Source organism: uncultured Massilia sp. (genome assembly GCF_913773735.1).
GTDB lineage: Bacteria > Pseudomonadota > Gammaproteobacteria > Burkholderiales > Burkholderiaceae_D > Telluria.
Genome location: NZ_CAJYEB010000035.1, coordinates 112,601 through 136,828, shown reverse-complemented (window position 1 = coordinate 136,828; position 24,228 = coordinate 112,601). Strand labels below are relative to the sequence as shown.

The window sequence follows — 24,228 nt, the reverse complement described above, 5'->3', positions numbered from 1 at the left end:
CTCGAGATGGTGGATACATCGGCTTTTGCCCGAATTTCGTTTCCAGCCCGCAAACTGCTTGACCTGCATTTATCTTCCGGATAACATGATTGCTCATATGATATTCATCATGTCATTAAGGCAAATAAATGCCGCGATGACGGCAGTATTCAGGCCGGAAACATCAACGTCGTCGTGCCCGGCCAGGCACGACGACAGCCCCGTCCGGCGTCGGGTCGGCGCCGGGCAGGGCAATTCATTTCCTGCAGCATTTTTCTAAAGACGAGTTCGGCATGGCGCACGGTAGTGCAACCGCTGCGCCGATGGTACGGTCGTTCTTTTTTTTGTTTCCGTGTGGAAATGTTTGCGGAACGATATCCGCTGTAAGGACACGTGTCAAGCTCGCGGCGCCCACGCCGCGCGAGTTGTCCTGGCTGAGCTAAACAAGCAAATCGCGCCCGAGATCGTCGCGCTAAACATGCAGATTCCGGCAAAAATCTGACGGATGTGACGATGGCGTACGTTGTGTGGCCCGGTGCGGCCCAGGCGTGCCTCAGGCGGATACCAGCGCCTGCAGTTCGCGCCGGTCGGCCGCGCGCTGGCACTGCGCCGTGACCCGGTCCCACAGCAGGAACATCCCATAGGCCCATTGCGCCATCAATTCCGCCTCGCCGGCCGGGCGGCCGCCGGCATCGGCCAGCAGGCGGGCGATCTCGGCGCGCGCGGTGGCGGTGACCTGCTCGTAGTTCCATTCGTCCTTCGGCAGCATCTTCTGGCGCGCCCGGTAGCGCCGCGCGCGTTCCGCGTCGCTCAGTGCGTCGGCCTTTTTCGGGCGTCCGCGTTTCTTCGGCGCCGCCTCGAGGGGAAGTTCGATGGTGCGCTGGTCTTCGGTCTGCTTCATGCCGGTTCCGGTAATGGTCGAGCACGCATTATTCGTGACGCATTACAAATAAGCAAGATGGTCCCGGGCCCATGCGGAAAAAAACCGCCGGCAAGCCGGCTCACCGCGGAACCGGGCGTGCCGCGCCAGGGCCTAAGCACATGCCGGATACGGCGACAGGGACGTGGGACGACGGGGGGCATCATGGCGGTAAGGGATATCGCGATCGCCTGCCAGGGCGGCGGCAGCCACGCCGCGTACACGGGTCGCGTACTGCCCGTGCTGCTGGGCGAACTGGACAACCTGCGGGTGGCGCGCGAGGCCGACGACGACCTGCGCCTGCCCGGCGCGGACGTGCCGGCGCTGGTGGCCGTCAGCGGCACCTCGGGCGGGGCGATCAGCGCGCTGCTGGGCTGGTACGGTTTCATCACCGGGGGCGCCGGCGACGCCGAGCGGCGCCTGGACGCGTTCTGGTCCGGCAACGCGGCGCTGAAGTGGACCGAGGGGCAGGTCAACCGGGCGTGCCGCGCCATGGCCGACCTGGCGGGCGCCTGGGGCCTGGACATCAAGACCAGTCCCTACGCCTTCCCGATGGCCTGGATGGAACTGCTGAACACGTCCGCCTGGCCGCTGCTGGCGAACGCGCTGGGCCGCGACAATCCGTGGATGCGGCCGGCGTTCTTCGACCTGCCCGGGCTGCTGCGCCCGGGCGTCGACTGGCAGCTGGTCGGCCTGCTGGGCGAATTCGCCAGCATCCCGCTGGAGGTGCGGCGCTGGATGCGCAGCGACCTGCAGGCCGCGCTCTATCCGCCGGAGGCGCCGTGCCGCCAGGGGCATGTCGACGCGCGCGCCGCCATCGAGGGCCGCATCGCCGCCCGGCTGGACGCCGCCGCCGCGCTGGCCGCGCGCATGGACCAGATCGGCCTCGACGACGATGCGCTGCTGCGCGCCGCGTTCGCGCGCTGGCGTGCGCCCGCGCTGCGCTTCGAGCACGCCGCCCTGGCGGGCCTGGCGCGCGCCGTGCAGCGCGTCACGCGCCACATCCCGCACCTGCTGGTCGGCGCGGTCGAGCTGCACCAGGGCGAATTCGTCGCCTTCAGTTCCGAGCGCGCGCCGGCGGACGGCGGCATCTCGCTCGACGCCGTGCTGGCCTCGGCGGCCGTGCCCTGGCTGTTCCGGGCGCGCGAGCTGATGGCGCTGGACGACGCTACCCTGGCGCCGCGCCAGCTGGTGTTGTGGGACGGCCTGTTCTCGCAGAACCCGCCGATCAAGAATTTCCTGTCCGGCGTGCTGGACGAGAGCAAGAAGCCGGACGAGATCTGGGTCGTGCAGATCAATCCCGTCGAGGCCAAGGCGGAAGCGCCGCATGCCGGCGGGCCGGGGCGCCGGATCGCCTTGTCCGGCGGCGAGATCTGGGACTTGCGCAACGCCCTGGCGGGCAACCTGGCGCTGAACCAGGAACTCGGCTTCGTCGAGGCGATCAACCGCCGCATGGACGAGGCCGCGGACACCGCTGGCGGCGGGGCGCGCCACGGCGTCCGGCTGAACGGCGACGCCACGCCCGCCGCGGCGCGCGGCGACCGCCAGGTGCAGGTCGACCGCATCATCATGGACGGCAGCGCCGTCGAGGCGGCGGCCGGCGTGGCGCTGGGCGCCAACTCCAAGCTGGACCGCGATCCACGGTTGCGCGCCGCGCTGTACCGCCACGGCCGGCTGCAGGCCCAGCGCTACCTCGGCCTGCGCAGCCGCCTTGCGCAGCTGTGCGGCGACCTGGCCGGCACGCTGGGCTGCGCCTGCGGCACCAGCGCGGGCCTGGGACCGGACATCGCCGTGCCGGGCGCCGGCGCGGGAAGCGGGGCGGCGCTGGTGGTCGAGGGCGCCACCATCTACGGGATCGCGCCCGACCGGCCGGAGTCGCCGCAGGCGCTGGTGCGCTGGCGCAGCGCCGGCGCCGAGGTGGCCGGGCGCCCGGTGCGCATCGAAGGACAGACCGAACTGGCCGAAGTGCCGGATTCCGGCGCCGGCTGGCGCCTGAAGCAGGCGCGCGTCACGGCGGTGGTGCCGCAGGCGGCGCCGGTGCCGGCGCAGGCGGCCCGGGCGGCGCCGGCCGCCACGGCCAGCCGTCCGCGCGGCCCGCGCACCCAGCAGCCGCGCCGCGGCGAACGGCGCGCGCATCCCTGACCATCCACCCTGGCGTACTGGAGGCAAACCATGTCGACGCGATTCCTCGCCGAGTTCCTCGGCACGTTCTGGCTGGTGCTGGGCGGCTGCGGCAGCGCCGTCCTCGCCGCCACCTTTCCCGGCACCGGCATCGGCTTCGCCGGCGTCGCGCTGGCCTTCGGCCTGAGCCTGCTGACGGCGGCGTATGCCTTCGGCCCGCTTTCCGGCGGCCACTTCAATCCGGCCGTGTCGTTCGGCCTGTGGGCCGGCGGGCGCTTCCCGGGGAAATACCTGGCGCCCTATGTGGTCGCGCAGGTGGCCGGCGCGATCGCCGCCGCCGCCGTGCTCTGGCTGGTGGCGAGCGGGCGCCCGGAGTTCGACGCCCAGGCCGGCTTCGCCGCCAACGGCTACGGCAGCCACTCGCCGGGCGGCTATGCGCTGGGCGCGGCGCTGCTGCTGGAAACGGTGCTGACCTTCATGTTCGTGCTGGTGATCCTGGGCGCCACCCATGCGCGCGCGCCGGTCGGCTTTTCCGGACTGGCGATCGGGCTGGCGCTGACGCTCGTGCACCTGGTCGGCATCCCGGTCACCAACACGTCGGTGAATCCCGCGCGCAGCACCGGGCCGGCGCTGTTCGTCGGCGGCTGGGCACTGGCGCAGTTGTGGGCGTTCTGGCTGGCGCCGCTGCTCGGCGGCATCCTGGCCGGCCTGCTGGACCGGCTGGTGCTGCAGCGCGAGCCGGCCGCGCCGGCGCTGACGGGCGAGCCGGCGGGCGGGTTCGGGATGGGAGCGCGGACCTGACGGGGCGCCGCCGCGCCGCGCTGGTTGCGGACCTTACCTGGCGCGGGTAAACAGGATGCCCAGGGCCGTTTCGCCGGCGGTGCGTTCGCGGTTCTCGGCGCTTTCACTGATGGCGACCAGGAGCGCCCGCAGCGGCTGGCCGCTGGCCAGCTGGCGCACCCAGAAGGCCGCGCCGGCCGGGTCGGGTTCACGGCCCAGGAGGTTGCGGTACAGCGCGTCCACCAGCTGTTCGTTGCTCTTGCCGAGATATAGCGTCTGGAATTCCGCGGAGGTGGCGAAGCCGTCCGTCATCGCGTCGAGCGTCACCCCGCCGTCCAGCGCGGCGATCCAGAAGCCCAGGCCCGCCAGGTCGGGTTGGCGGCCCAGCGCCGCGCGGTACAGGCGGTAGGCCTTGCCCGCGTTGCCGTCCACGTCGAACGCCAGCGAGACGTCGGTGAAGTCCAGCCGGTACGGATTGCGCACCGTCTGCACGCCGTCCGTGCCCACGTTGTCGGCGATGGTCAGTACGCCGTTCGCGCGGGACAGCGTGTACCAGTTGCGCGGGCCGTGCAGCACGGCGCCGTCCACGGCCACGTAGGCGGGTGCGCCGCCGTCGCCGTCGTACAGGCCCTGGTACTGGACGCGTGGCACCAGCACGACGTTGCCGGCCTGGCCGGCGGCCAATACGAACGTGCCGCTCGCATTGCGCTCCACGCGCTCGTCGCCCAGTTCGCTGACGCCGCTGAAGGCGAGGTCGCGCACGGTCCAGCCGGATTCTTCGCCGGTGTAGCGGCTGACGGTATCCTCGACCAGCAGGCGCAGGCGCACGACCCGGCCGGCGTAGGCGTTCAGCGACATCGACAGCGTGCCTGCCGCCACCGGCGTGTCCTTGCCGGCCTCGCTGTAGACGTCGGACCAGCTGGCGCCGTCGTCCTTCGACACCTGGACGCGGAATACCTGCGTCGGCGTCGCATAGCCGAGCGCGCGCGTGAGCGACAGCGCGCCGCCGCCGGCGTCGACCAGCAGCTTGCGGTTCAGCGTGGCCACCTGCGGGCTGGCCGTCGCGCTATTGTCCATGTACAGGTGCACGGCGCCGGAGGCGAAGGTGCCGCCCGAGGCGTTGGCGCCGAGGCTCCAGCCGGCCGCACTGTAGTCGGACGGTGCCAGCGCCGCCAGCGGGGTGCGGCGGTAGGACAGCAGGGCGTAGCCGGTGGCGCCCGGCACCTGGGTCACCTGCGCGGTGTAGGTCGCGCCGGCATCGACCATGGCCGGGGCGCTGACCTGCGCGCGCGCGGCGCCCGGCGTTTCGACGACCGGATCGAACACCACCACGTCGTACTCGAAGCGGCGCGCCGCGCCGGCCACGGTCGTCCCCGCCACCGTGACGTGGTAGCGCACGTCGGCGGCCGGGCGCGCGTGGCGGCCGTCGCGGGGGATGCCGGCGACCTGCCAGACGATGGTGTTCTCGCCGAAGCCGGTGCTGCGGGTCTCGACCGTCGCGGCGACCGGCGCGCCGTCGCGCGTCACGCTCACCGTGGCCTGGCTGAAATCGGCGTCCGGATACGACAGCGACCAGCGCCCGAACACCACCGGATACGGCGCATAGCCGCGCGCCGGCCAGGCCACGAAGTCGTCGCGCACGCGCGGCCGCGCCGCGCCGTAGTTGCCGTCGAAGACCCACAGGGCGTTCGCGCCCCACAGGCTGGAACCGTTCGACTGGGCGGGCGGCACGTCGCCGCTGCCGAACACGCGCGTCTGCGGATAGAAGATCCAGCGGCGGTGGCCCACCGGGCCGTTGTTGTCGCCGTAGTCCGAGATGTAGGACTCGATCGCCTGGGCGCCGGTGGCCCCGAGCGCGAGGTTGGACGACCCCGCGGCTTCCGCCGCCGTGGCCGTGTAGAACTTCCAGCTCGCCGGCGGACTGTGCGACAGCTGGCCGTTCACGCTCATCAGCAACGCCGCTTCCTGGTCCTTGGCGCTGAAGACCGGGGAGATCGTGGTCGCCGCCGGTACGCCGGCCATCGCCCGGTACCAGTTCAGGCGCAGGCTGGTCGCCGCCTGCCAGGCCGCGCCCACGCTGCCGGCGCGGCCGCTCGCGTAGTCGCCGGTCCATTCCATCGGCACCGCCGGTTGCACGTAGACGTGGTTGTAGAACAGGCGCACGGCTTCGCGGTCCTGGGTGTCGATGGCCAGGCTGGCGCCGTCCGCCGCGCGCGAATGCTCGGTGCCCCGGGCGGCGGCCGCGGCGCGCGCCGCGTCGGCGACGGTCGGCGCGTCGCCGAGCCGGACGGTGCCGGCGGCGGGTTGCCCGACCTGTCCGACCTGTGCCGCGAGGCGCGGCGCGGTGGCGCCAGCCGGCGGCAGGTCGGCGTCGCCGCCGCAGCCGTGCAGCAGGGAGGCGACGAGGGACAGGAGGACGATCGGGGCGGCGGAACGGACGGTTTTCGGTGTCGGGATCAAGACGGACTCGCGCAAGGGCTGGACAGCGGGATGGAACTGGATATTATGCCCCAGCGATATATGTGCCATCCGGAAATACTGCGGCAAAGCGGCATCGGCGTGCTAGGATGCAACAGTGTCGGGCATTTTCCATTGCATAAAATGAAGCACAAACTCTTCCTGTTCGACCTCGACGACACGCTGCTGGACTTTCGCGCGTCGGAAAGCCTGTCGTTCCGGCGCACCCTCGCGGCGCTGGGCGTCGAGGGCGACGTCGACGCCCTGTTCGGCCATTACCAGGTCATCAATACGGCGCTCTGGCGACATTTCGAGCTGGGCGCCGTGAGCAAGGACTTCCTCAAGGTCGAGCGGTTTCGCAAGACCTTCGCCGACCATGGCCTGGACCTGGACGCGCAGGCCGCCAGCGCGCTGTACCTGGACGCGCTGGCGCACTCGGTCGTGCTGGTCGACGGCGCGCCGGCCCTGTGCGCGGCGCTCGCCGCGGTGGGCGAGGTCGGGATCATCACCAACGGCGTCGAGCACATCCAGCAGCGGCGCATCGCCAGCTCGGGCCTGCAGGCCCACGTCTCCTTCGTCGCCACGTCGGAAGCCTGCGGCTTCGCCAAGCCGGACGTGCGCTTCTTCGCGTACGCCGTCGGGATGGCGCGCGCCTGCACCCGGGCCGAGATCGTCATCGTCGGCGACCGGCTCGACGCCGACATCCTCGGCGCGAACCGCTTCGGCATCGAGAGCTGCTGGTTCAATCCGGGCGGGCTGGCAAATGCGTCGGAGGCCGTGCCGACCTACGAGGTGGCGCGGCTGGACGCCGTGCTGGGCGTGTTGCGCGGCGCGGCTGTGCCTGCCTGAAGGCACGGCCAGGCGCGGGGCATCCCGCCGGCCGGCCGCGTGGTCCGTGACCTACAGCTTCCCGCTCCGTCCTCCTATTGGCGGCCGCGCAAGGAACGTTACCATCGAGGCATGAGCAATCACGCCAGGAGGCCACGATGGAAAAGCGTCAGCAGGATGAACGACAAGGCAAGCAGCAGGACAGCCGGCAGCAGGACAGCCAGGCCAGCCGCCAGCAGGCGCAGGGCAGCGCCGTGACCGGCATCCATACCGGCAGCGGCCGCGACGGCGGCTTCCTCCAGTCCGCGCCCGAAAGCAACGTCGGCCCCGCCGGCGCCGCGCAGACGAGCCGCGGCAGCGCCGCCGACACGGTGCGCAACAGCCAGTCCGGCGTCAGCGGGTCGGCGTCCGGCGGGGAAGCCGGCGCGTCGAAGGCCGGCGCACCGGCCGAGCACGACAAGCCGATCGGCTCGCTCGCGGACGACAAGCCGAGCATGTAGGCACGTCGCCTTGTCGTGACGCGAACGGCAAGCTAGGAGCCGAACGCGATCACCTCGTCGCCCGGCAAGGGCGTGCATGCCGGACCGAGCGGCTCCCAGCCATGGTGCACGACGATGCGCTCGCGGTCATGGCACAGTTCGACGCGCCGCGCCTGCGGCGTGCGCGCGCGCACCAGGGCCGCGAGCGTGTCCGGCACGCTGACGTGCAGCGCCAGCGCCTGCAAGTCCTCGACCGGATGGTCCACGATGTGCACGAGCGGCACGAACTGGCCGGCGAACACCATCCAGTGCGACGGTATCCTCACCGGTTCCGTCGCATACCCGACCGTGCGCAGCCAGGATTGCGCCCGGACGCGCGCGTCGCCGCCGGCACCGCCGAGGCCGCCCCAGGCGCTCGCCATCAATTCCGCCACCCACTGGTTGCAGTTCTGGAAGCGCGTGCCGAAGGCATAGGCGTTGGCGCTGTAGCGTCCACCCAGCAGGGACAGCGCCAGGGACTTGTCGAGGGCCGCGCGCTCCAGCGCCGCCGCATCGTCCGCCGTGGGGAACACCAGCGCGACGTGGCCGCGGCCGGGCGTGTCGGCGCCCAGCGCGAAGCCGGCCACGCCCTGGTCGAACAGGCGCGGGCGCGACTCGTCGCAGGCGTAATACAGTTGGCGCACGGCCCAGCGGCCGTCGGGATTGTCGCGCAGCGCGATGCCGGCGTGCGAGTACAGCAGGCCGAAGCGGCTCAGGTCGAGCCCGGCACGCGCCGCCAGCGCGACCGTCGCGCCGGAACGTTCCAGGACTTCCTTGATGGCGCCGGCAAAGCGCAGCGCCCGGTCCTGGTCGGCCGCGTCGATCTCCACGTGGCGCTCGCACAGGACCGGGATGCCGGCCCGGGCGTCGGCGCCCAGGCCGAGGGCCAGCGCGCAGGCGGCGGCGCGCAGGACCCGCCGCGCCAGGCTCAAATGGCGACCTTGCGCGAACCCAGTTCGCGGTACCAGTCGTCCTGCAGCGCCAGGAAGAAGGACTGGCGCGTGTCGCCATAGGCGAATTCGTAGCCGTAGGCGCGCGCGTTGACGTGCACGAGCTCGCCGGCCTGGACCTGGCGCCGGGCCAGCGCGCGATCGGGGACGTCGACGTGGAATTCGCGCAGCTGGCCGGTGCCGGCATCGGCGACGGCGCGCAGCGTCATGCGGGTGGTGTCGGCGCGGGCCGGCGCGCGCGCGACGTCGATCACGCGGTAGTCGCCGGCGGCGACGCGGCGGTCGCCATTGGAACTGTTGCTGGAGCCGCCGATCGAGTCGGAAATACTGCCCGACGAGGCCGAGCCGGCGCTGGAGGCGGACGAGGCGACGCTGTCGGCATAGGCGGGTGCGGCGCAGGCGGCGGCGAGCAGGGCGAGGGCCGACGTGCGGCGAAAGAGAGCGTGGTTCATGGTGGTTTTCGGTAAGACAGGTGGATCGATGTGATGGGACGCGTGACGGCGTGCTCAGCGGCGCGGCGGGACGGCCTTGTCGGCCGGCGCGCCGTCGTCGCCGCCATCGACCTGGTTGATGCGGTTGTACAGCGCCTGCAGGTAGGCGAAATCGGCGGAAAACAGCTCCTCGATGACCCGGGTATTGACCATGTCGAGGCTGCCGAGGCGCACGATCACGCGCGACAGCACGATGATCGTCAGGTAGGCCGGGTTGGCCTGCACCCTGTGATCCCTGAGCGGCAGGATTTCGTCGCCGGCCGTCGCCAGGCGCATGACGCCCTGCCGGTGCAGGGTGCCGTCCGCGTCGCGGTAGCCGATCGGCAGGGTGAATTCCACTTCGGTATTGATGATGCCCATGCGGCGTGCCTTTCCAGTCGTCGTTCGCGTCGTGAGGAGCAATGGTACATGCCGGCGCGCGGGTTGCACAGATGCAATATGACAACAGTCGGGATATCGCCGCGGTGCCGAAGTGGTTAGAATCGTCCGGTCGCCATCGCCACGTCAAGCCATGCACCGTCGCCACTGTCTCGCCCTCGCCGCCGCCGCGGCGCTGCAGCCCGCCACCCGCGCCTTCGCGGCCGGTGCGCGGGCGCGCTTCGACGCGGCGCTCGGCGCCTTTCCCGATTTTAACGGCACGGTGCTGGCCGGGCGCGGTGGCCAGGTCCTGTTCAGCAGGGCGCTGGGCCTGGCCGACCTGGACCAGCGCGTGCCGATGCGGCTGGAAACCCGCTTCGAGACCGGATCCGTCTCCAAGTGGATCGCGGCGATGGTCGTGCTCAAGCTGGTCGACCTGGGCAAGCTCGCGCTTGACGCCGCGATCCTTGACTACCTGCCCGACTACCGCGCCGACACCGGCGCCCGGCTGACGCTGCGCCACCTGCTGAGCCACGCCAGCGGCGTGCCGAACGAGATCGCGGCGGCGCGCAAGGCCGACCCGCAAATCGCCTTCGTCGAACTGGACCAGATGGAGGCCGTGCGCCGTTACGCCAGCGGCGACCTGCGCTTCGCTCCCGGCAGCGCCTGGGACTACTCGCACGCGAACTGGCTGATCGTGAAGGCGATCGTGGAGCGCGCGAGCGGCCGCGCCTATCGCGACTGCGTCGCCGCCTGGCTGGTGCAGCCGCTGGGGCTGCGCGACAGCGGCATCTTCCACGGCGAGTCCAGCGCCGTGCCGGGCATGGCCGTGGCCTACGCGGGCATGGCGCCGCCCTGGCAGCGCAGGGTCAGCGCGGTGCCGGCGTACCTGGCGATGGCGGGCGGTTTCTACAGCAGCGCGCCGGACATGCTGCGCCTGATGGACGGCGTGCTCGGCGGCGACATCCTGGCGCCGGCCTCGCGCGCTACCCTGATGCGGGTCGTCATGCCGGAACAGCATTACGCGCTGGGCGGCCGGACCCGGGTCGAGACGATCGCCGGCAAGGCGCGCGAAGCCGCCTGGGAAGACGGGGCCAACGGCGGTTTCCGCCTGGTGGCGCGGCGCGTGCTGGACGACGGCATGAGCGTCGTCGTCTTCAACAACGGCAGCGACGACCATCGCCGCCTGGGCGAGCTGGCCAGCGCGTTGATGGAGGCGGCGTACGGGTAAGGTCCGGCATGTCGCCGGGGAGGCGGCCCGGCCGGGCCTGGCCGACGGCATGGTCGCGGCGACGGCACCGACATGCGGGCGCATGCCCGCGCTGTCGTCCGCGCCCCGGACTGCTCGGATGTCGCTGCCAAGGATGTCGCTGCCACGGACGTCGCTTCATGACTTGCCGCACGCATCCGGATCGGTGCCGGCGTCCTGGCCAGGCAGGAAGGGGCCTGCGATGGCGTCGTGGATTGTCATGGGGAGGGAGGGGAAGCGGTGGCGCAGCGTGTCGTGAAGGTCCCGGGCGCGGGCGACTGCTTCTTCCATGTGGTGGCCTGCTTCCTCGGCCACCCCCCGCACAGCGTCGTTGCGGCGCGCGACGTGCGCCGCGCGCTGGCCGCCGAGGCGGCCAGGCTGCTGTTCAAGCCTCCCTACAACGATTTGCGGACGCTGACCGAGCTGGTCCTGTCGTCCAGCGACGTCGGCGCGCTGGCGGTCGTCCAGGACGCCACCACCCCGCAGGCCACGTCGCTGCGTGACTGGCACCACGCCGGGCCGGGCGCGGACCACGGCAACGGCGGCGGCTGTCCGCTGGCGGCATTCGTCGTGTGGATGCAATACAGCGTCGCCGACATCGAAGCGATGAAGATGGAGCGCCTGCCGGACTGGCTGCGTCACGCGGGATACTTCGGCTACACCATCTGGGGCGATGCGGCGTTCACGGCCAGCCTCGTGCGGCGGCACTATGGGATGGCGGTCGACTTCTACACCGCGGCCAACCTGCACGAGCTGACCGGCAACGCCCCCCGCACGGTGAACGTCTACATCAACGGCGGCAACCACTTCGACGCGGCGGTCTTCGAGCCGGACCAGAACGTGGACATCGACATCGGCCTGGACACGGGCAACGTGCCATCGCCGCATATCGACAACCTGACGCTGGAAATCCACCACCTTGACATCGGACAGGGCGACGCCACGCTGATCGTCGTCCGTGACCGCCGCCGCATCGTGCACACGACGCTGATCGACGCTGCCGATGCCAACCAGGCGCCGCTGATCCATGCGTACATGCAGCGCCAGGGCATCGTCAACCTGGACGTCCTGGCCATCACCCATTACGACAAGGACCACTTCCGCGGCGCCCTGGCGCTCCTCAAGGAATCGACGCTCTGCCAGAAGACCCTCATCTTCGACCGGGGCGACCCGGAGGACGTGGACCAGCTGACGAGCTTCACCTCGAGCCTGTCGCAGACGGACCTCGAGGAGGATCGTCTTTTCGACGACGAAGTGGAGGAATTGAAGGAACTCCTCGCGGGGCCGGCCCGCAAACGGCGGATCTGCGCAGGGAAAGGCCCCACATGGATGATCGGGAAGAATCTGGTCCAGGTCGGCATCCCGGGCAATGCGCCTGTCCTGACCCTCACCTGCATCTCCGCCAACGGCCATGTGATCGGGGGGAGATACGTGCAGCCGTTGCACGCCGACCGGGAAAACGCGCGCTCGCTGTGCTTCCTCTTGCGTTTCGGCAGCTTCTCCTACTATCTCGGCGGCGACGCGCCCGGCGTCCCGGCGAACGACCTGGAGGGAGCGGTGGGCGCCGCCATCGACGGGTACTTCGGCGTCGACCATCTGTGCGGCATGAAGGTCAGCCACCACGGCAGCCACCATTCGACGACGCCGGCGTTCGTCGAGCTCCTGGACCCCACTAGTGCGTTCATCTCCTGCGGGATCCACGACAAGTTCCTCCACCCCCGGCAGGAGCCGCTCGACGCCCTGGCCGGTGGCGAGCGCATGCAGAACTTCTACTTGACCCGCTGTGTCTACCGGCGCAATCACATCACGCCGCACGACGAGATCCAGCAGGGCCAGGGACGGGTAGCGGGGGACGAGAGCACGCTGGGCACGATCGTCCTGCGGATCGAGCATTCGATGGTCCGCAAGCACATTTTCTATGTCGGCTACTGGGACCGCGAGCTGGCGCGCTGGCGGCTCACGCGGCATTGCTGCCTCCAGGCCGACATCGCCGAAGAGATCACGTACGAGCAGGAGCAACCGGAAGACCTGGTCGTTACCGCCTGCCCAAAGGATGCGCCCGCCGAGCATGCCTGGCAGACCCTTCTCCTGGAAGACGCGATCGAGCGCCAGCGCGCGGCCCGCGACGAGGAGATCGTGCGCAGCCTGGGGATCCGGGATCGACCGGCCCAGCGCAGCGTGACGACGGGAGGCGAGTCGAAGACGAAGAGCGAGCCGAAGACCATCGAGACCGAGCAGATGCTCGTCGAACTCGACGAGCGGTTCGACCGGGAGATCGAAGAGGAAGACATGGAGGCTTTCGATGACGATGACGAGTACAAGCCATGACGGGTTCGGACGGAGGCGCGCATGTTGATCGTGCGCGCCGGGCAATTCGCCGCGTTCGAGGACGGCGCGCGGGAATCCCAGGAAAAGAGGCTGCTCGCGCACCTGGAAACGCACTATCCGGAAGCCTGCGCCAAGGCTGGCGAGCGCGCGCTGCCGGCCTTCGTCGGCGAGTCCCAGGCCAGGGCCCACGCGTGCGGGCGCTATCGGGACGCGAGCGTCTTTCCCTTCGTCGAGGCGCTGTTCACGGCAACATGGACGGCACCGGGCGCGCCGGCGATGGTGGCGTCGCGGCTCCTGCGGCCGGGAGAGGAATGAGCGTCGGACGATTCACCGTATCGAGCTCATCGAGCGCATGGCCGGCCGGTTGCGGGACGCATCCTGTCTCTTCCTGAACATCAGGATGCGCCCCCCCGGGCGGGTGTCAGTCGCGTGGCCGCGGCAGGCGCCACAGCCGGGTCGGCAGGGCCGGCGGCGCATCGCGGCGGAAGAAGGCCGAATCCTGGATGCGCGAGCTGGTCACGTAGAGCGCGCCGTCCGGTCCTTCGCTGAAGGTGTCGGGCCAGCGCAGCCGCGGGTCCTGCGCCACCGTGCGCAGGTCGCCGGCCGGCCCCTCGGACAGGTTGCGCGCCTTGACGGCATTGTCCTCGATGGCGCTGACGTACAAGGTGTCGGTACCGCGCGCGATCCACAGGCCGTCCGTGGGCCCGACCCGGCCATAGGGCTGGACCTGGCTGCCGAGGTCATGACCGGCCGGGCCGCCGCATTCGAGCGCCGCGGTCCGGATGCGGTACAGGGTCGTGCCGGTGAGCGGCTTCCAGTACAACCACGCGCCATCGGACGAGAGCGCGATGCTGTCGGCGGCGAACAGCACCGGCCGGCCGTCCGGATAGCGCAGCGGCCTGCCGTCCGTGCGCACCACCACGCCGTTTTCGGGCTGGGTGGCCGGTGCAATACGGATACGCGGTGAAGCGGCGGGCGAAGTGAACGCAATGACGTCCCCTCGGCAAGCCGAGGACCGCTCAGGGATGCGCGCGCTTACCGTTGCGGGCATGGTCTGCCGGCGGGACGTTCAGGTACGTCAGGCTCAGGACGGCATAGCAAATCACCGCGATGGTGAGGCCGAGCAGGATGTAGCTGGTCCGGGGCAGGAGGACGGCGAAGCCGCACAGGGTGAAGACGACCAGGGTATTGACGACCAGCCGCGTGCGCAGTTCGGGACGCTCCATGAAATAGCCGTACTGCTTGCCGATGAAAAAGCAGACGGCGCCGATCACGGACAGCATGCGGAAGTCGAAGACGGCCATGTCGTCGAGGATCGCGTGCCGGATCAGGCTGGCGAGGATCGACAGGCCGATGAAGACGAACAGGTGCGAATACAGGACCGAGTGGCCGGTCGTGAGCTTCTGCTCGGTGAGCAGGTGAAAACTGTTGAAGTAGACCCACCAGATCGCCGATATCAGCACGAAGCCGGTGGCGGCCGTCAGCAGCTTCTCCATGGTCCAGCTGATGTCGGCCAGTCCCGTGGACAGGCTGGCGACGGACTCTCCCAGGATGATGATCGTGAGAAGTCCCACGCGCTCGATCAGGTGCTCCGTGTGCACCGGGATCGCGTGGAGGACACGGGGCAGGAAAAAGATGAATGCCGCCAGGTCGAACAGTATTCCCAGGTAAAACACGACGTAGCGCTGCGGCGGCGGGAACAGGACCGCGGCGAGGCTGATGCTGCTGCCGATGACGATCACCCAGCCCACGGTCGTCGTGAGCTCCAGGCTTTCCTTGTGGCGGTATTTCGACACGAAGTACATGGCGCCGATGATGTACTTCGACCCGGCGTAGCAGACGACGATGACATCGAAGCTGGTCAGGAAGCGCTGGTCGATCAGGCCCGAGATGACAATCAGCAGGAACATGATCACGAGGGTGGCTAGCCGGTGCTTGCGGTCGTCCGCATCGAAACGGTTGGCGTACATCGTGTGGCTGGCCCAGACCCACCACAGCGGGACGAAAATCAGGACGAATTTCCAGAACTGGAACGGTTCCAGATGCCCCGCGTGCGTGTGGCCCAGCACGTGCGTGACGTCGCCGATGGTCACCACGAAAATCAGGTCGAAGAACAGCTCGAGCCAGGTGGCACGGCGATTGGCGTCGAAATATTTGGTGTCGTACATGTGGTCTCGTGGTGGACCTGCACCCGGCCTTCCAGGCTGATTCGCTGCGCGTATCGCTTCGCCGATTGTTTGGCTTGCCTGCCTCGCGTACCAGCGGATAGTAGCAAAGAATCCGGCGAGCGCACGGCGCACGATTGGGCGCCAGGCGCTGCCTGCCGCGCGCGCCACGTCGGTCGGTCGACCGTCGCGCGCGCAGCGAATCTGGCGCGTGCAATGGGGTCTAAGCGAGAACCCTTGCCTGCGTTCCATGGCCGGGAATCTTCCGGCCCGATAGTGGTTTACAGCGCGCCGGGTAAGCAGTGCCGGTGCTTCGTCAACAGCAGCTCTGTCGACAGCAAGCGCTGTCAACAGCAACAAATGGAGGTAAACCTATGGCTACAGTCAAACTCGACAAAGGGGTGTGGCAATCGTACTTCGACCACATGTCCAAGATCGTGGTGGGCAAGCAGACCGAGATCGAGGTCGCGTCCCTGGATATCGGCGTCCAGCCCGAAGCCAAGTGGGTGCCGCTGCTGGGCATCACCTACGATCCCAAGAACGACTTGCTGGAGGTGCTGCTGGAGGGGCTCGACCACCTGATCCGGCACCCGCGCGACATCTACATCGAGCAGGAGCCGGCCGGGTTGGCGAGCATGGAGGTGATCGACGCCGACGACGTGCGCCAGATCATCCGGCTGCGCGATCCCATCAGGCTGCCTTACTCGCCATCTCCTTGATGCGCCTGCAGACGCGGCAGGACTTCCTGGCCGATCTCTTCGAGTACGTCGCCGGCGTTACGCGCGCCGTACTTGAAGTTCAGGATGACGTGGTTGACGCCGATCGAGCGCAACGCCTCGAACAGGCGCAGGACGAAATGCCGGCCAGCGCGAAAGCCCAGGTGGATCGCCGTCGGCGCCGCGTCGGGATCGTCGCTCAGATCGATGTAGAGCGATTGCACGAACGGCTTGAAGACGCCGGGCGTCGCCGCATCCACCGCGGCCCGCCACTGCGCCGCGACCTCCGCCTGGCGTTGCAGGCCGCGCGGGTAAGTGATCCACCCGTCGGCATGTCTGGCGATCCAGTCCAGCGACTGCCCGCTGTGCCCGGTGACGAGCATGGGCACGGCAGTGATCGGCTTGGGCACCAGGTCCGCTCTGCCATCCAGCGTGCCGTAGGGCGATTGGAGTTGCGGGAATTCCTCGGCGAGGACCGTGCGCACGACGCGCAGGTTCTCGCGGAACAGGGCGTAGCGCTCTTCGAAGTCGACGCCGAAGCTCGGAAACTCGACCGGCCGGTCTCCGGAAGCCACGCCGAGGACCAGGCGGTTGCCTGATAGCCGGTCGACCGAGGCGACGCCCTTGGCGATATGCAGGGGATGGCGCAGGGTGAGGACGAGCGCGCCGGTCGCCAGCGCGATCTCCTCGGTCTGGGCCGCGATCCAACCCAGGTACACCCATGGGTCGTACACCTGGCCCAGGTCGCCGAAGCTGGGGTCGCGCAGCGGCACGTCGCGGCACCAGAGTGCGGCGTAGCCGAGCGCCTCGGCGCGGCGCGCAAGGCGCTCCTGGCCGAGCATCGTCGGCTGGTCTCCGGAGAACGCCTCGATCGGGAAGAACACGCCGACCGTCAGGCGATGTTCCACGAACATGCGCCGGTAGCCCTTGCCATCGCTCGGCTTGGCCGTCCGGTTCGGTGTCAGCAGGTCTGCCATGTCCTCACCTCGTCCATCGGCGCGGGCGCGCCCCGGCCCGGCCCGCGCCGAAAGGGCGGTGCGGTTTGCTGTTTACTTGTCCTGGTAGACAAACGGCGGCAAGGCCTTGAGCGCTTCCTTCGTCGCGCCGGGCAGGGTCAACTGCTTCTGATGGAGCTTCAGTTGCGTGGTAGGGATGGCCACGTCCCGTTTCCCGATCCCCAGGAAGCCGCCCACGCCGACGATCGCGAACGTTGCCGCCGGCGTGCCGTCCTTGCTCGGCGCGATGATCAGGTCGTCGATCTTGCCGATCTTGTCGCTCTTGTCATTGACCACTGTCTTGCCGATCAGGTCGCGCTTGGCGCTCCAGCCGACGACGATGGCTTCCATCTCGATCACGGTGACGCCCAGGGGTGCCCTGCCGGCGACCGGTGCCGCGGGGGCTTGCGCGTTGGACTGCGCCGGAGCCGCAGCCGATGCAACGCCAAGGCAGAGAGATACTACTGACATCGCTGAGACTGCAAGTATACGTTTCATGGCGCTACCCTCCTGGTTAGCCGTGGTGCGTCCAACTATAGGCGGGACGATGGGGGCCACGATTGAAAATCGACTGCGCTTTGACCTACGCCAAACTTTATGCGAAGGAGATAAGCAATTGCTTGCGCGGCCTCTGTGGTTACCGATGCTGCTTCTTCATGCGCAGCGCCGGCGTCATGCTGAGTGGCGCATGCACGATGGCGAGCAACACAGCGCGTCGCCAATTCTGGAATGAAGGAACATGTGGAGATGTGATGAAAACAGACGACGAAATCAAACGGGATGTCGAGGAAGAATTGCGATGGGACCCCGACATCGATGCGACGAACATTGCGGTGACCGCCAAGGACGGCGTCGTCACCCTGGCAGGATTCATCCCGAGCTATCTGCAGAAGTTCGAAGTCGAAAAGGATGTGAAGCGGGTGCAGGGGGGCGTTGGCGTCGCGAACGACCTGGAGGTTCGCCTGCCGAGCATCGACCAGCGCCCGGATCCGGACATCGCGCGCGATGCGGTGCAGGCGCTGCAATCGCAGCTTCCCTATTCCTGCCAGAACTTCAAGGTGGTCGTCAGGGATGGCTGGATCACGCTGGACGGCGAGGCGGAGTGGAACTACCAGAAAGAAAAGGCCGAGATATCGGTACGGAGCGTCAAGGGCGCCAAGGGCGTGATCAACGCGATCAAGATTGCGCCGAAGGTCGCGGCTCAGGAAATCAAACGCAAGATCGAAGCAGCGTTCCTGCGTAGCGCCGAGGTGGACGCACATAGAATCCAGGTCGAGGCCAGCGATGGCGAAGTGGTCCTGAAGGGAACCGTGCATTCGTGGTTCGAGCGCGAACAGGCCGAACGTGCGGCGTGGCAGGCACCAGGCGTCAGGAAGGTCGAGGACCGCATCGTCATCCAGCCTTGACGTGCCGTCGCCCCGTGCGAACATGTATGCCGACGCCGGGGCAGTCGTCACGCAAGCGAAGCTTCATGTATCTGCGCGTTCGCGCACCCGGCCAAGGGTAGGGGTGGTATCCGGCCCATGGTCGCGGGCCGAATCTCGCACGGCCCGGTTCCGTGTGAACGGTATGGATTCGACGGACAAGAGCCGAGCAGGGCATGCGGGCGCAGGGCCCTTTGCAGTGTCGAGCCCGCGTCCGTCAGGCACCGGCGAAAGGCGTTGGCGCACACGTCATGGCGCCCGCGCGTTGCCGATCGGGCAGCCAGCGGCAGGTGCCTTTCAATGACAGGGCGCGTGAAAATTTCCGGTCGGGGAGCGGTGTGGGCGACGACGCGGCAGCCTTGGCGCCGCGCCTGGCGGGTTCCGGTCAGTGCGCCCTGGGTCGAGGCGTGTGGTGCGAGCGCGTGGCGGGTGCGCCGCGCATCCGGGCGGCGAAGCGAAGCGCCTCGATCAGCGACTCGTCGTCGAAGCCGCCTTCATACGGCTCGCCGTTGATGAAGAAGCTCGGCGTGCCCGCCGCGCCGCTGCGCACGGCGCTCATGAAATCGCCCCGGACCTTGGGCAGGAAGCGGTGGGACTGCAGGTCGTCGGTGAAACGCTGCATGTCGAGCCCGAGGCGTTGCGCGAGCCGCGTCAACAGCGCAGGGCTGAGCGCGTCCTGGTGCTCGTAGATCGCGTCGTGCATGGGCCAGAACTTGCCTTGCGCGCCTGCCGCCTCCGCCGCTTCGGCCGCCGGTTGCGCCATCGGATGCACCTGCGTCAGCGGCATGTGGCGGAAGACGAACAGTACCTCGTCGCCCATCGTCGCCAGCACGTTCTTCAGATAGAAGTGCGCCGCCCTGCAGTACGGACACTGGAAATCGCCATACTCGACCAGCATCACCGGCGCATCCGCCGGTCCTGTGACGTGGTCGGTTTGATCGACCGGTTTCGCCAAGCTCATGATGTGCTCCCATCCATTTGTTCCAGCGCTTCGAGGATACCGTCGGCACCAGGATTGATGCCGATCGGCGAAACGTGCGTCCAGCGGACAACGCCTTCTTCGTCGAGGACGAACAAGGCCCGTTCGCTCACGCCGTCCTTGTCGCGGTACGCCTTGTACTGGCGCGCAACGGCGCCCTTCGGTTCGAAGTCGGACAAGAGTGCAAGCTTGTAGCCGCGCTGCTCGCGAAAGGCAGCGTGGCACCAGGCGCCGTCGACCGAAATGCCAATGCAAACGGCGTTGTGTTTGGCGAACTCGTCGCGCAGTTCGTTGTAGAGTGCCAGCTGGTCGCCACAGACGGGGCTCCAGTCGGCCGGATAGAACGCGAGGATCACGCGCTGTCCGCGAAAGTCCGAGAGTTTGACGCGCTGGTCTGGCGTGGAATTGAGTTCGAACTCCGGGGCCGGAGTGCCTGCCTTCAGGGTTTCCATATTCTGCTCGCTCTTCACATGAAAGATTCACTGACCATAAGACGGACTGGGGCAGGCTTAGTTCCGTCTTTCTTCGGAAAGTAGGAAGAGGGCGGCTAAGAAAAAGACTACACCACCTCCGCATCGAACGCACGCGGTTTGTCTCGCGCATCGCGCAAGACCCGCGTGCGCTCGGCTGTCGGTGCCGTTCGCCTATCGCGACGGAAACGCTTGGAAAGCGCGACGCCCGGATGCCCGGATGCGTCCCGTCGACATCGACGCGGACCGGGTGGGACGATGTGCTCGCGATGGAGGGCGAACCAAGCGGCGCAGACGGGCGCCCGAAGGAAGCGGCCACGCGCTTGCGTGCACGCGGCGCAAGCTGGAGGGGTCGGCAGGCAGCACGACACCACGGTGCCCGATTCGCTGGCATCAGCAATCGCGTGGAGCGCGGTTCCGTCACTGGACGAACTGCTGGCAGGAAGTCGAGAACGTCGAACTGCTCGCGGCGATCCAGCACGGCCGCAAGGAGGACAATCGCAGATCGCTCGCCGTGACTATTCGGAGGCCTCGTCGACGCGAGCTTGACGTACAGCGGGCATGGCGTGCGCGGTCGCGGGAAGTGATCGGCATCCAGACGAGTTACGGACGGCAGCTGGCGACCTGGTGGCGACCCTGCAGAGGACAGCTCAGTCGAATTCCCTGGAGTCGGTAACCACACTTCAGGCAGACGCCGCGATCGCAGTCGACAACGCCAAGACCGCTTATCTTGCACCGGATCTTATGTCGCGGATGGACATATGTTGAGGTCCGAGCGCTGTGACGCGTCACGGATGAATCCACGGCTCAGGCGCAATGACTCAATATTCGCATAATCTATATTATGTCAAATAAGGTAAATGGATATGGTCGGTAGACAGCCGTGGAGGCCGGTCTACCCGCTTTCTCTGCCAGGTCGCGTGCTTGTCCTGGCTGGACCCGAGCGGTCCGTGCGACCGTCGATTCCCGGTACTGTCCCGAGGTGCCGTCGTCCCGGGCCATCGTCGCTCACGTCGGTTCACGGGATATCGACGGGCTGTGCGCCGTCCTGCTCCTCCGACCTGCACCGGACCGTGTCGGATCGCAACGGCACACGGATGCGGCCGACGGAACAGGACGCAGTCGCTCGGCGACGCCGCCGCATTGCGCGACGCGTGTTCATCGCAGTGCGCATCCGTGCTCGGACAGGCGCGTCCGGGGTTCGCGCAGGCGCCGCCGTGCATGCGCAGGCCTCGACTGCGAGCCGCCGCCCGTGGGGACCTCGTCGTCCGCCAACGGAGATGGACGGGATCGATTGCGCGCCGATCCGTTCGCATGGCCGGTTAGCGAGGACCGGAGGCAAGCCGGCACGCCGTTGCGGCAACGAGCATGGGCGCTACGGGCGCTTGCGGTGGTGGCATCCTCGCTGCCGGCCGTGCGGGGTCGTCTTTCCAACGTTGCCCATGTCCTTCAACCGGTCCACCAGCAACCGGTCCACCTGCAACCGGTCCACAAGCATCGGGTGCGCGGCAAGGAGCCGCCGGCTTGCTGGCGTCGGGATGCCAAAGGCGCGTCCAGCTGCGCCGCATGCCGGGATGTCCGTCCCCGGTGGCCGTGGCGGGATCGCGGGGGCATCGCTGGCCGATGGCACAGGCCTGCCCGCCGAGCGTCGCGAAGGTGCCACTTCCGGCAGGCATTCACGTCTTGCGCAGCGACCCAACCGTTGATAGAGTGCGAATGGACGTGCGGCGGGGCTCGGCATGGCATTGAACGGCTTCGTCTTGTTCCTGGCCCGGACCTCGACGCCGATACGTCCACTGTACCAGCAGGGTTCCCTGTTCGCAGTGGACCTTCGTACGCATACCGGCTCAACTCGACAATACGCTTAATAATGTCGAGTTCGAATAGTGTGGAGTTCGATCAATGTCGAGTTCGCCATATCGGCGAATGCATTGGTCGCAACCCCGACAATGATCCCCCAGGCGCCATGTGCGCGGCACCGCCACCAGCCGGTCACCTGGCTCTTCCTCCCCGGATCCCATTGCCGGCATGAATCCGTCATGAGCCGCCGGGACACGCCGTACCCGCGCTCGCGCCGTTCCCCAGTCGCGTTGGCGCCGGCACCCGGGATCGGTCCTGCCCGTCGAGCGACCCGTGTGCACCTGGCGCATCGCGTCACCGGTCCCCATGCCCAAGCACCCTGCACCGCATTCCACTCGCCACGGCGATCGGTGGCCCGCCTGCCTTGCACCGTGTGCATCCCCGCCCCTGATAGCTGCGGCAGCGCCGACGCCAGGCACGTCGTGTCAATCGCTGACCTGGATGATGACCTTGACCGCGCCACTCTCCCCCGCCGCCGCAAAGGTCCGGTAGGCCTCGTCGATCTGTTCCAGCGGAAAGCGGTGCGTGACGAAGCGTGCGGCGTCGATCCTGCCGGCCGTGACCGCCTTCAGCAGTTGTGGGATGGTGACGGTGTCGACGAGGCGCGTCGTGATGGCGATGTTGTGCGACCACAGCCGTTCCAGGTGCAGGTCGACCTTGCTGCCATGGACGCCGACGTTGGCGATGTTGCCGCCCGGGGCCACGAGGTCCTGGCACAGTGCGAAGCTGGCCGGGACCCCTACCGCCTCGATCACCGTGTCGGCGCCGCGCCCGCCGGTGAGCGCCCTGACCTGCTCCGCCGTGTCGGGTCCGGGCGCCAGCGCGTGCGTGGCGCCGAACCGCAGGGCGAGTTCGAGGCGGCGGCTGTCCGGATCGATCGCGACCAGGGTGGCCGGCGCATAGAACTGCGCCGTCATCAGCGCCGACAGCCCGATCGGGCCGGAACCGACCACCGCCACGGCGCTGCCCGGCTGCACCTTGCCGTTAAGGACGCCGCACTCGTAGCCGGTGGGCAGGATATCGCTCAGCATGACCAGCGCGTCCTCGTCGGCGCCGTCCGGAATATGGTGCAGGCTGAAGTCCGCATGCGGGATGCGCACGTAGCCGGCCTGGGTGCCGTCGATGCGGTTGCCGAGGATCCAGCCCCCGTCGAGGCAGTGCGAATACATGCCCCTGCGGCAATACTCGCAGCGGCCGCATGCGCTGATGCAGGCGATGAGCACCCGGTCACCGGGCCGGAAGCCAGTGACCGCGCTACCCACCGCATCGACGATGCCGACGCCTTCGTGGCCCAGCGTGGTGCCGGGCTGGCAGGTCGGCACGTCGCCCTTCAGGATGTGCAGGTCGGTGCCGCAGATCGTCGTGCGGGTCAGGCGCACGATGGCGTCGCCGGGCTGCGCGATGGCCGGCGGCGGCTTGTCTTCCAGCGCGCGCCGGCCCGGCCCGCGATAAACGAGTGCGTGCATCGCTCCTCCCGTGGTGACGGATGACGGATGACAAATGACGGAGGCGCGAAATCGCGCCCCGCGAAAGCTTGGTCCACCGCCAAGCCGGAACATTCCCGTAAGTGCAGCGGCATTTGAGCGCGGCCAACATTCCGGCATCCAGGGCGCACGTCCGACTCCCGCCGGGGTCACAGCCATATCGATTCCCGATTCTCGACTCCTGATTCCCGCCTCCCGGCGCACGAAAGGATTGCCAATGCACGACTACAAGACGATCGTGGTCCATATCGATGGCGGCCCCGACCAGGAAAGCCGCCTGGCCGTCGCCGCGCGGCTGTGCGACGCGCACGGGGCGCACCTGGTGGGCAGCGCCGCCACCGGCATCACCTGGTTCGACTATGCGCTGCTCACCGGCTCGATCGGCGCGCCGGTGCCGGATCCCGGCGCCGATTTCCGTGGCCTGCGCGACGCCGCGACCGCGCGTCTCGACGGCTTTCGCGCGCAGGCGGCGCGCCTGGGCATCGCGTCGGTCGAGGCGCGCCTGGTCGAGGACGATGCCCGCTACGCGCTGCTGCTGCAGTCGCGCTACGCCGACCTCGTCGTGGTCAGCCAGGACGCCGCCCCCGCGGCCGGCGATGGCGGGAGTTCCGGCCTCCTGCTGCCGCCGCGCGTGCGCCGCCTGCCCGAGTACGTGGCCCTGCGCGGCGCGCGCCCGGTGCTGGTGGTGCCGCAGGGATACCTCGACCAGCCGCTGCCGGGCAAGGTCGTCGTCGGCTGGGATGGCAGCATCCAGGCGATCCGCGCGATCGATGCCGCGCTCCCGTTGCTGCAGCGCGCGACCGGCGTCACGCTGGCCCTGGTGAATCCCGACATCCTGTCCGAGCTGCACGGCGAGGAACCCGGCGCCGACATCGCGCTCTATCTCGCGCGCCACGGCGTCCGGGTCGAGGTCGAGGTCGAACGCACGCGCGGCACCGTCGGCGAGGCGCTGGTGGCACTGGCGCGGCGCGGCGGCGCCGGCCTGATGGTGACCGGCGCGTACGGACACAGCCGCTACCGCGAATGGATCCTCGGCGGCGTCACGCGCGAACTGCTGGAACGGGTGCCGGTGCCGCTGCTGATCGCCCACTGACGCGGCAGGCGGCGGACCGGACCGATCATGGATGCCTGCGGACACGCGCGGATGCGGTGCGGGCA

Annotated in this window: 22 protein-coding genes; 10 read left to right on the top strand and 12 right to left on the bottom strand. The window is 68.6% G+C overall.

The window, feature by feature from the left end:
- Positions 1-532: 532 nt before the first annotated feature.
- Complete coding sequence (locus tag QZ749_RS18000) at positions 533-880, bottom strand: hypothetical protein (protein WP_296949556.1); 348 nt, start codon at positions 878-880, stop codon at positions 533-535.
- A gap of 183 nt (positions 881-1,063) precedes the next feature.
- Between QZ749_RS18000 and QZ749_RS17995 the strand changes: the two genes are divergently transcribed.
- Positions 1,064-3,040 carry a hypothetical protein gene (locus tag QZ749_RS17995; RefSeq protein ID WP_296949554.1) on the top strand — a complete coding sequence of 659 codons (1,977 nt, stop codon included), beginning with the start codon at positions 1,064-1,066 and terminating at the stop codon, positions 3,038-3,040.
- A gap of 30 nt (positions 3,041-3,070) precedes the next feature.
- Positions 3,071-3,820: an aquaporin Z gene (gene aqpZ, locus QZ749_RS17990; RefSeq protein WP_296949552.1), complete on the top strand. Its 750-nt coding sequence runs from the start codon at positions 3,071-3,073 to the stop codon at positions 3,818-3,820.
- Positions 3,821-3,853: 33 nt separating this feature from the next.
- On the opposite strand, the gene QZ749_RS17985 is transcribed toward aqpZ, so the two are convergent.
- Positions 3,854-6,259: a DUF4214 domain-containing protein gene (locus QZ749_RS17985; RefSeq protein ID WP_296949551.1), complete on the bottom strand. Its 2,406-nt coding sequence runs from the start codon at positions 6,257-6,259 to the stop codon at positions 3,854-3,856.
- A gap of 141 nt (positions 6,260-6,400) precedes the next feature.
- Between QZ749_RS17985 and QZ749_RS17980 the strand changes: the two genes are divergently transcribed.
- Both QZ749_RS17980 and QZ749_RS17975 read left to right on the top strand, forming a co-directional pair.
- Positions 6,401-7,105, top strand: a complete 705-nt coding sequence (locus tag QZ749_RS17980) for a YjjG family noncanonical pyrimidine nucleotidase (RefSeq protein WP_296949550.1) — start codon at positions 6,401-6,403, stop codon at positions 7,103-7,105.
- A 137-nt stretch (positions 7,106-7,242) separates the two neighbouring features.
- On the top strand, positions 7,243-7,584 hold the full coding sequence (locus QZ749_RS17975; protein WP_296949548.1) for a hypothetical protein: 342 nt from the start codon (positions 7,243-7,245) through the stop codon (positions 7,582-7,584).
- 32 nt (positions 7,585-7,616) lie between these two features.
- Here QZ749_RS17975 and QZ749_RS17970 read toward each other — a convergent pair whose 3' ends face one another.
- From QZ749_RS17970 to QZ749_RS17960, 3 genes are read right to left on the bottom strand one after another with little or no spacing between them, the layout of a single operon-like run.
- Positions 7,617-8,534: a DUF2145 domain-containing protein gene (locus tag QZ749_RS17970; RefSeq protein ID WP_296949546.1), complete on the bottom strand. Its 918-nt coding sequence runs from the start codon at positions 8,532-8,534 to the stop codon at positions 7,617-7,619.
- Positions 8,531-9,004, bottom strand: a complete 474-nt coding sequence (locus QZ749_RS17965) for a hypothetical protein (protein ID WP_296949544.1) — start codon at positions 9,002-9,004, stop codon at positions 8,531-8,533. Before QZ749_RS17965 ends, QZ749_RS17970 begins: the two co-directional genes overlap by 4 nt.
- Positions 9,005-9,058: 54 nt before the next feature.
- On the bottom strand, positions 9,059-9,403 hold the full coding sequence (locus QZ749_RS17960) for a hypothetical protein (RefSeq protein ID WP_296949543.1): 345 nt from the start codon (positions 9,401-9,403) through the stop codon (positions 9,059-9,061).
- A gap of 151 nt (positions 9,404-9,554) precedes the next feature.
- On the opposite strand from QZ749_RS17960, the gene QZ749_RS17955 reads away from it, so the two are divergent.
- The 3 genes from QZ749_RS17955 to QZ749_RS17945 all read left to right on the top strand — a co-directional run bounded on the left by QZ749_RS17955 (position 9,555) and on the right by QZ749_RS17945 (position 13,292).
- Positions 9,555-10,631, top strand: a complete 1,077-nt coding sequence (locus tag QZ749_RS17955) for a serine hydrolase (protein WP_296949542.1) — start codon at positions 9,555-9,557, stop codon at positions 10,629-10,631.
- Positions 10,632-10,889: 258 nt separating this feature from the next.
- Positions 10,890-12,977 carry a ComEC/Rec2 family competence protein gene (locus QZ749_RS17950; protein WP_296949540.1) on the top strand — a complete coding sequence of 696 codons (2,088 nt, stop codon included), beginning with the start codon at positions 10,890-10,892 and terminating at the stop codon, positions 12,975-12,977.
- Between the two features lie 21 nt (positions 12,978-12,998).
- Positions 12,999-13,292, top strand: coding sequence for a hypothetical protein (locus QZ749_RS17945; RefSeq protein ID WP_296949538.1), 294 nt, complete (start codon positions 12,999-13,001; stop codon positions 13,290-13,292).
- Positions 13,293-13,398: 106 nt separating this feature from the next.
- Here QZ749_RS17945 and QZ749_RS17940 read toward each other — a convergent pair whose 3' ends face one another.
- Both QZ749_RS17940 and QZ749_RS17935 read right to left on the bottom strand, forming a co-directional pair.
- On the bottom strand, positions 13,399-13,899 hold the full coding sequence (locus tag QZ749_RS17940) for an L-dopachrome tautomerase-related protein (RefSeq protein ID WP_296949536.1): 501 nt from the start codon (positions 13,897-13,899) through the stop codon (positions 13,399-13,401).
- Between the two features lie 97 nt (positions 13,900-13,996).
- On the bottom strand, positions 13,997-15,145 hold the full coding sequence (locus tag QZ749_RS17935; RefSeq protein WP_296949535.1) for a low temperature requirement protein A: 1,149 nt from the start codon (positions 15,143-15,145) through the stop codon (positions 13,997-13,999).
- Positions 15,146-15,516: 371 nt separating this feature from the next.
- Here QZ749_RS17935 and QZ749_RS17930 point away from each other — a divergent pair, with 371 nt between their 5' ends.
- Positions 15,517-15,861: a DUF5335 domain-containing protein gene (locus QZ749_RS17930; RefSeq protein ID WP_296949534.1), complete on the top strand. Its 345-nt coding sequence runs from the start codon at positions 15,517-15,519 to the stop codon at positions 15,859-15,861.
- On the opposite strand, the gene QZ749_RS17925 is transcribed toward QZ749_RS17930, so the two are convergent.
- A complete protein-coding gene (locus QZ749_RS17925) occupies positions 15,843-16,835 on the bottom strand; it encodes an LLM class oxidoreductase (protein ID WP_296949533.1) in 993 nt (330 codons plus the stop codon). The two genes, QZ749_RS17930 and QZ749_RS17925, sit on opposite strands and share 19 nt — an antisense overlap.
- Before the next feature lie 72 nt (positions 16,836-16,907).
- A complete protein-coding gene (locus QZ749_RS17920; RefSeq protein ID WP_296949532.1) occupies positions 16,908-17,351 on the bottom strand; it encodes a PRC-barrel domain-containing protein in 444 nt (147 codons plus the stop codon).
- Positions 17,352-17,605: 254 nt separating this feature from the next.
- Between QZ749_RS17920 and QZ749_RS17915 the strand changes: the two genes are divergently transcribed.
- On the top strand, positions 17,606-18,259 hold the full coding sequence (locus tag QZ749_RS17915; protein WP_296949531.1) for a BON domain-containing protein: 654 nt from the start codon (positions 17,606-17,608) through the stop codon (positions 18,257-18,259).
- 403 nt (positions 18,260-18,662) lie between these two features.
- Here the strand turns inward: QZ749_RS17915 and QZ749_RS17910 are convergent, their stop codons facing one another.
- The 3 genes from QZ749_RS17910 to QZ749_RS17900 all read right to left on the bottom strand — a co-directional run bounded on the left by QZ749_RS17910 (position 18,663) and on the right by QZ749_RS17900 (position 23,052).
- On the bottom strand, positions 18,663-19,238 hold the full coding sequence (locus QZ749_RS17910) for a thioredoxin domain-containing protein (RefSeq protein WP_296949529.1): 576 nt from the start codon (positions 19,236-19,238) through the stop codon (positions 18,663-18,665).
- On the bottom strand, positions 19,235-19,708 hold the full coding sequence (locus QZ749_RS17905; protein ID WP_296949527.1) for a redoxin domain-containing protein: 474 nt from the start codon (positions 19,706-19,708) through the stop codon (positions 19,235-19,237). Before QZ749_RS17905 ends, QZ749_RS17910 begins: the two co-directional genes overlap by 4 nt.
- Before the next feature lie 2,303 nt (positions 19,709-22,011).
- Positions 22,012-23,052 (bottom strand): zinc-dependent alcohol dehydrogenase family protein, encoded by a 1,041-nt coding sequence (locus QZ749_RS17900; protein ID WP_296949526.1) that lies wholly within the window; start codon positions 23,050-23,052, stop codon positions 22,012-22,014.
- Positions 23,053-23,287: 235 nt separating this feature from the next.
- Here QZ749_RS17900 and QZ749_RS17895 point away from each other — a divergent pair, with 235 nt between their 5' ends.
- A complete protein-coding gene (locus QZ749_RS17895; RefSeq protein WP_296949524.1) occupies positions 23,288-24,163 on the top strand; it encodes a universal stress protein in 876 nt (291 codons plus the stop codon).
- Positions 24,164-24,228 lie beyond the last annotated feature (65 nt).

What these genes read in the sequence shown, in the direction of transcription:
- QZ749_RS18000 (WP_296949556.1), bottom strand. Translation starts at nt 880, where the DNA reads ATGAAGCAGACCGAAGACCAGCGCACCATCGAACTTCCCCTCGAGGCG.
- QZ749_RS17995 (WP_296949554.1), top strand. Translation starts at nt 1,064, where the DNA reads ATGGCGGTAAGGGATATCGCGATCGCCTGCCAGGGCGGCGGCAGCCAC.
- aqpZ (WP_296949552.1), top strand. Translation starts at nt 3,071, where the DNA reads ATGTCGACGCGATTCCTCGCCGAGTTCCTCGGCACGTTCTGGCTGGTG.
- QZ749_RS17980 (WP_296949550.1), top strand. Translation starts at nt 6,401, where the DNA reads ATGAAGCACAAACTCTTCCTGTTCGACCTCGACGACACGCTGCTGGAC.
- QZ749_RS17975 (WP_296949548.1), top strand. Translation starts at nt 7,243, where the DNA reads ATGGAAAAGCGTCAGCAGGATGAACGACAAGGCAAGCAGCAGGACAGC.
- QZ749_RS17965 (WP_296949544.1), bottom strand. Translation starts at nt 9,004, where the DNA reads ATGAACCACGCTCTCTTTCGCCGCACGTCGGCCCTCGCCCTGCTCGCC.
- QZ749_RS17960 (WP_296949543.1), bottom strand. Translation starts at nt 9,403, where the DNA reads ATGGGCATCATCAATACCGAAGTGGAATTCACCCTGCCGATCGGCTAC.
- QZ749_RS17955 (WP_296949542.1), top strand. Translation starts at nt 9,555, where the DNA reads ATGCACCGTCGCCACTGTCTCGCCCTCGCCGCCGCCGCGGCGCTGCAG.
- QZ749_RS17945 (WP_296949538.1), top strand. Translation starts at nt 12,999, where the DNA reads ATGTTGATCGTGCGCGCCGGGCAATTCGCCGCGTTCGAGGACGGCGCG.
- QZ749_RS17935 (WP_296949535.1), bottom strand. Translation starts at nt 15,145, where the DNA reads ATGTACGACACCAAATATTTCGACGCCAATCGCCGTGCCACCTGGCTC.
- QZ749_RS17930 (WP_296949534.1), top strand. Translation starts at nt 15,517, where the DNA reads ATGGCTACAGTCAAACTCGACAAAGGGGTGTGGCAATCGTACTTCGAC.
- QZ749_RS17925 (WP_296949533.1), bottom strand. Translation starts at nt 16,835, where the DNA reads ATGGCAGACCTGCTGACACCGAACCGGACGGCCAAGCCGAGCGATGGC.
- QZ749_RS17920 (WP_296949532.1), bottom strand. Translation starts at nt 17,351, where the DNA reads ATGAAACGTATACTTGCAGTCTCAGCGATGTCAGTAGTATCTCTCTGC.
- QZ749_RS17915 (WP_296949531.1), top strand. Translation starts at nt 17,606, where the DNA reads ATGAAAACAGACGACGAAATCAAACGGGATGTCGAGGAAGAATTGCGA.
- QZ749_RS17910 (WP_296949529.1), bottom strand. Translation starts at nt 19,238, where the DNA reads ATGAGCTTGGCGAAACCGGTCGATCAAACCGACCACGTCACAGGACCG.
- QZ749_RS17905 (WP_296949527.1), bottom strand. Translation starts at nt 19,708, where the DNA reads ATGGAAACCCTGAAGGCAGGCACTCCGGCCCCGGAGTTCGAACTCAAT.
- QZ749_RS17900 (WP_296949526.1), bottom strand. Translation starts at nt 23,052, where the DNA reads ATGCACGCACTCGTTTATCGCGGGCCGGGCCGGCGCGCGCTGGAAGAC.
- QZ749_RS17895 (WP_296949524.1), top strand. Translation starts at nt 23,288, where the DNA reads ATGCACGACTACAAGACGATCGTGGTCCATATCGATGGCGGCCCCGAC.